The organism is Priestia sp. P5_B4 (genome assembly GCF_056400385.1).
The window spans coordinates 1-3,955 of the sequence record NZ_JBFULJ010000331.1; the positions used below are offsets into that span (position 1 = coordinate 1).

5 protein-coding genes are annotated in these 3,955 nt (G+C 38.1%); 1 reads left to right on the plus strand and 4 read right to left on the minus strand.

Annotated features, from left to right (window positions below; all coding sequences use genetic code 11):
- Positions 1-286, minus strand: a 286-nt coding sequence (locus AC1DRF_RS18635) for a bifunctional diaminohydroxyphosphoribosylaminopyrimidine deaminase/5-amino-6-(5-phosphoribosylamino)uracil reductase RibD (protein ID WP_477741367.1), incomplete at its 3' end; no start/stop codon positions are given.
- Positions 283-1,026: a GTP cyclohydrolase II gene (locus AC1DRF_RS18640; protein WP_427076278.1), complete on the minus strand. Its 744-nt coding sequence runs from the start codon at positions 1,024-1,026 to the stop codon at positions 283-285. The genes AC1DRF_RS18640 and AC1DRF_RS18635, both read right to left, overlap by 4 nt.
- A 362-nt stretch (positions 1,027-1,388) precedes the next feature.
- On the opposite strand from AC1DRF_RS18640, the gene AC1DRF_RS18645 reads away from it, so the two are divergent.
- Entirely contained in the window at positions 1,389-1,712 is a 324-nt protein-coding gene (locus tag AC1DRF_RS18645) for a winged helix-turn-helix transcriptional regulator (protein ID WP_014460492.1), read from the plus strand.
- Between the two features lie 123 nt (positions 1,713-1,835).
- On the opposite strand, the gene AC1DRF_RS18650 is transcribed toward AC1DRF_RS18645, so the two are convergent.
- On the minus strand, positions 1,836-3,044 hold the full coding sequence (locus AC1DRF_RS18650) for an MFS transporter (RefSeq protein ID WP_162214085.1): 1,209 nt from the start codon (positions 3,042-3,044) through the stop codon (positions 1,836-1,838).
- Positions 3,045-3,378: 334 nt separating this feature from the next.
- Positions 3,379-3,955: isocitrate/isopropylmalate family dehydrogenase (locus tag AC1DRF_RS18655; RefSeq protein WP_477741368.1), on the minus strand; the 577-nt coding region annotated here is incomplete at its 5' end.

Consider the following 3,955-nt stretch of genomic DNA (forward strand, 5'->3'; position numbering starts at 1 on the left):
TTTTTACACATGCTTCAACTAGCGCTTCAGCACAAGGACCTGTACGTCCGTGGTGTGAACAAGGCTCTAGCGTTACGTAAGCAGTCGCTCCTTTTGCTTGTTCGCCAGCCATTCGCAGCGCGTGAATTTCAGCGTGCGGTTCGCCAGCTTTTAAATGCGTACCAATTCCAACGATTCGATTATCGTTTACAATGACCGATCCTACAAGCGGATTTGGCTCTGTTTGTCCTTTTGTTGATTTTGCGTTTTGTAAAGCTATATTCATATAAAATTCGTGATTGATCAAAGAAGAACCTCCTCTTTTAAATGTCCTGAACGTTTAACTTTAGTATCCAAATACTTTTCATTAAACTGCGATACATCTCCCCAAAGTGGAACGCGCCCTGATAAAAGTGCGCCGTTTTTCTCAAGCGCGATTAGCTTTTTCGGATTATTGGTAATCAGCGTAACCGGTTTTTGGCGCAGCACTTTTAACACGCTGATGGCATCACTATAGCTGCGAGTATCATCTTCAAATCCTAACCCTTCATTCGCTTCTACCGTATCAAATCCGTTTTCTTGAAGAACGTATGCCATTGCTTTGCTGAATAGGCCAATGCCGCGTCCTTCATGATTTGCTAAATAAAATAGCGCCCCGCTCCCATTTTCGACGATCATTTTCATTGATTGTTTTAATTGAAAACCGCAGTCGCAGCGTTTGCTTCCGAATATATCTCCCGTATGGCAGATACTGTGCATACGAATGAGTGCCTCATGCGATTCTTGAAAATCTCCGTACACAAGAACACTAGATTGCTGCATGTCAGCTAAATTAGCTCCTTGCATTTTTTCAATAAGCTCTTCCGTACTTAAAGATCCTTCTTTTACATTATCAGAACGCAACCATGAATACCAACTAAATACTTGTGTCTCGCCATCCAGATTCACAGGAAGCGTAATAGGTCCTACTATATAAATAAAATGGTCTTCATTTTTTACTATGTTAATTTTATCTTTTAAAATTGAAACAACTTTTTGGTTAATCACAGTCATTTCCTCCTCTTATGTGTCTTTCACTTATCTACTATTTTCACATTGTGCTCAATCTCTCACATGAACAACTGTTTTTTTTAGCACTTCACTACATTTATCTTTTTTAATTGATGTATCAGCTTACTAAAAGTAAGTAACTTTACTTGCTTAAAGTATTATATGACGATACATTTATCTTGTAAAGCTTTTATGCTCTTTTTGTTACTTTTAGTAATTAACTTCTATAATTATATAAATTATATAATCAAAACATAAATACGTAAAGTAATTTATAATCTTTAAGTAATTAAATTACATAACACTAGATAAAATACTGACTTTGTTTTATAATATAGGAAGAGAATGGAGGTAATAACATGGACGGTTTAGCACTCTGCCCACGTTTTGAAAAGGCTGTTACTATACTAACGAAACGTTGGACGAGTTTGATCATTTTTCAGCTGCTTTCCGGCTCACAGCGGTTTTCTCAAATGCAAGAAGCACTTCCAGTAAGCGGAAGGCTCTTATCCGAGCGCTTAAAAGAATTAGAGCATGAAGGAATCGTCATTCGTACGGTTATTCCGGAAACTCCTGTTCGAATCGAGTATTCATTATCCGACAAAGGATTAGCACTAGCGCCGGTAATTCAGGAAATTCAGACATGGTCCAGTGAGTGGATTACAAAAGAAGAAGTGGAATAAAAGAAATCTCTAAAGAAATCAGGAGGCTTCTATATCGATATGCTCACAGCCGTTTTCGTTTTCTTTAGAGCTCCATAAATAAAAAAGGCATGCTCCCCTTGAGCACGCCTTTTTTTATTTATGTTATTTTCCTAATGATTCATTTTGAGAAATAATGCGCTGTTTCTGACTTTTTCGACCGTGCAATACAAGGTATACTGCTATAGCTAAAAGAGCAACAACAGAACAGAATACATACATTCCTTTATACCCGGCTGCTGTGGATAAAATGCCTAATAAAAAGGACCCTAAGCCCATTCCGGAGTCAAAAAACACAAAAAACGTAGCTGTGGCGACACCTCGGCGATGAGGAGAAGCTTTTTTTACAGCAATGGATTGAAAACTTGATGTAATCGTTCCAAAGCCTAATCCAATAAATGCTCCAGCTAATAAAAACACCCAGCTTGTTGTCGCTTGGCTAAGTAAAAAGATACCGATAGCTAAAGATAAAATGGACGGATATACCACGCTGTTTTCTCCGTATTGATCAAACCATTTTCCAGTAAAAGGTCTAGAAGCTAATAAGCACACCGCGTATACAACAAAGAAAAAGCTTGAAGCTTGCGTAAAGCCCATTTCTTTTGCATAAATAGACACAAACGAAATAACACTTGCATATGAAAAAGCTACCACAAGGCCAGCAACAGAAATAGGCAGCGAACGGTATTCAAAAAACGCCGCAAGACCTTTAGCTGGCTGTATTTCATTTGTTGCAGAGGAAGCTTGCACCTCAGGTACACGAAGTACTAGACTGGATAATACTGCTAAAACAGAAGATACAACCGCAACGGTAAAAACCGCTGTATGACTTAAAGTATTTGTTAACGTTAAGCCTACAAACGGACCTACTACCATTGCTAAGTTCATAAACGTCGCATAGTACCCCATCCCTTCGCCTTTTCTCTGTTCTGGGATTACATTTGCAACAATTGCTCCTGTAGCAGTTGTGCTCATTCCAAAACCAATACCATGAAGCACACGCAGCAACAGCAGCGCAGATAATGAGTGAATATTCATATATAAAATAGAACCAATTAAAAAGATAAAGACACCTATTAATAGTACTTTCTTTTGTCCTAATGTTGTCATCCACTTACCGGCTAGCGGTCTGAACACAATACCGGACACTAAAAAGATTGTCACAATTAGCCCTAGGCTTTGTTTACTTGCATGAAGTTCATCTGTTGCAAACAGCGGCAATGTGACAGTTAACATATAAAAAATGACAAAGACAAAAAAGCTGGTCAATGAAACCGCTAAAAAATCTTTTGTCCATAATTTCGATTTCTGCATGATTTTCCTCCTTTTATTTGTTTATTCGTATCTATTTATTAAAACAAACTAAATCATAGTCTAGAAATAATATGTATACGAATTATCTCAACTCAAACTATTATAGGGTTCATATATGTAAGTGTCAACATGTATTTATCGATTTTGATTTCCGTCCAAGGCTTCGCTTTTCGCGGGAATCTTTGCCTTGCCCTCTAACCAACTGCTAGAAAGACCTACACACATGAAACCTACGTTTACCACAAAAAAAACAAACCATGAATCAAACACTTTGATCAATGGTTCGTTTTTCACTTCGTCTAATATTCTTTTGTCCTAGCCTCTTTTAGAACCTTCACTTCTTTAAATGAGAAATAATTTGATCCGTTACTTCACTAGTAGTTGCGCTGCCTCCAACATCTGGTGTAATGATGCCCGATTCTGTCACTTGCTCGATAACCTCTAATAAATGACTGCCTAATTCTTGTTCACCAAAATGATCCAACATCATTTTAGCCGTCCAAATCTGTCCCATTGGGTTTGCAATTCCTTTTCCGACAATATCAGGAGCAGACCCGTGTACCGGTTCAAACATCGAAGGATATTTTCCGTTCACATTAATATTTGCAGCGGGAGCAACGCCAATACTTCCCATAATAGCAGCTCCGATATCTGTTAAAATATCTCCAAATAAATTGCTTGCCACAATTACATCAAAACGACTTGGATTTGTAACGAAAAAAGCCGCCAGCGCATCGATGTGCTGTGAGTCTGTTTCAATATGAGAATAACTCTTGGCAACATCTTGAAACACTTCGTCCCAAAACGGCATGGAATGAACAATTCCATTTGACTTCGTTGCGCTTGTAACTTTTGCTTTTCTTTTAGAAGCTAATTCAAAGGCGTAGCGCATTGCTCGTTCTGTTCCTTTT

Coding starts and splice junctions, on each gene's coding strand:
- AC1DRF_RS18645 (WP_014460492.1), top strand. CDS start 1,389: ATGGACGGTTTAGCACTCTGCCCACGTTTTGAAAAGGCTGTTACTATA.
- AC1DRF_RS18650 (WP_162214085.1), bottom strand. CDS start 3,044: ATGCAGAAATCGAAATTATGGACAAAAGATTTTTTAGCGGTTTCATTG.